This is a genomic window from Arthrobacter sp. Y3225116, assembly GCF_059091245.1.
The window spans coordinates 1-1,212 of record NZ_JBNHGL010000444.1 but is presented as its reverse complement, the minus strand read 5'-3'; the positions used below and the strand labels follow the sequence as shown (position 1 = coordinate 1,212).

Genomic DNA, 1,212 nt, shown 5'->3' with positions numbered 1-1,212 from the left:
GGCTGCGCCGCCTTGGCGGCGGCGACGGCGGCCCGCACCTCGTCGGAGCTAACTTCCTCCAGCACGCCCACCAGGCTGCCGTCCCGCGGGTCGTGCACCTCCAGAATGGCAAGGTCCCGGGCGGTATCGGAATCGATGGTCATATTGCTACTCCCCTCCAAGGCGGCCTGGGCCTGCCCGTTGGTGTCTGGCCAAAGTCCACGGTCACGCGGCCGCACAGTGCAGTGCCCGCGGGCACGCAACACCGGCAACAACGCGTGGTACTGGTTCCCTACCCCCCATCGCCCGGTTTCAGACACGCCGCCGGTTTAAGACACACCGCGCGGTGTCAGACACGCCCGGTGCGGGCGGTTCCTGCGGGCCGGTCCCTGCCTCGGGTCCCGATTCCGGCTCTGGCCAGCGGCTCGAATGCCCCTTAGGGTGAAGTTCACGAGGGGGCCCGCGGGGGCGGGTCACAGGGGGTTGCGGCAGGCACGGCACGCGCGCGCCGGGTGGATGCGCCGCAGCGCGGAACGTTAATCCAGGAGGTGGAGATGGCTGGTTCTCCCACAGGCGGCGCCGCTTTCGGCGACCAGAGGCTCAGTACCGAGGCCCGGCATGGCCGGGGCATCGGGCCGGTGTTGGAGCCCTTCGAGGGGGTGCGGAAGATTGCGGTGCTCCGGGGCGGAGGACTGGGCGACGTCCTTTTTTCGGTTCCGGCACTCGAGTCGCTGGCTGCCGCCTATCCCGAGGCCAGCATGACCCTGCTGGGCACGGAGGCCCATGCCGCCCTGTTCCGCGGCAGGCCGGGCCCGGTGCACCGGGTGGAACCGCTGCCGTTCGCGCACGGGGTTCGCCCGGGACCGGAGGACCCGCAGGCCATCGGCCGGTTCCACCAGCGGATGCGCGGCGAGCAGTTCGACCTGGCCGTGCAGCTGCACGGCGGCGGCCGGAACTCGAACCCGTTCCTGCTGGAACTGGGCGCACGGCACACGGTGGGCACCCGGACCCCGGACGCGGCCGCGCTCGAGCGGACCATCCCCTACGTGTATTACCAGCACGAGGTGTTGCGCGCGCTGGAGGTGGTGGGCCTGGCCGGCGCGGCTCCGGCCGCGCTGCAGCCGGAACTGCAGCCCCTGGCCGATGAAGAGGCCTTGCTGGCCGGGCTCCTGGAGGAAGGCCGGCCGTCGCTGGTGACCATCCACCCGGGTGCCACGGACCCGCGGCGGCGGT

At 71.9% G+C, this 1,212-nt stretch carries 1 protein-coding gene; it reads left to right on the top strand.

Features of this window, described 5'->3' with window-relative positions; translation table 11 throughout:
- Nucleotides 1-533 precede the first annotated feature (533 nt).
- On the top strand, nucleotides 534-1,212 hold a 679-nt coding region (locus AC5RV2_RS18175), incomplete at its 3' end, for a glycosyltransferase family 9 protein (protein ID WP_494093489.1).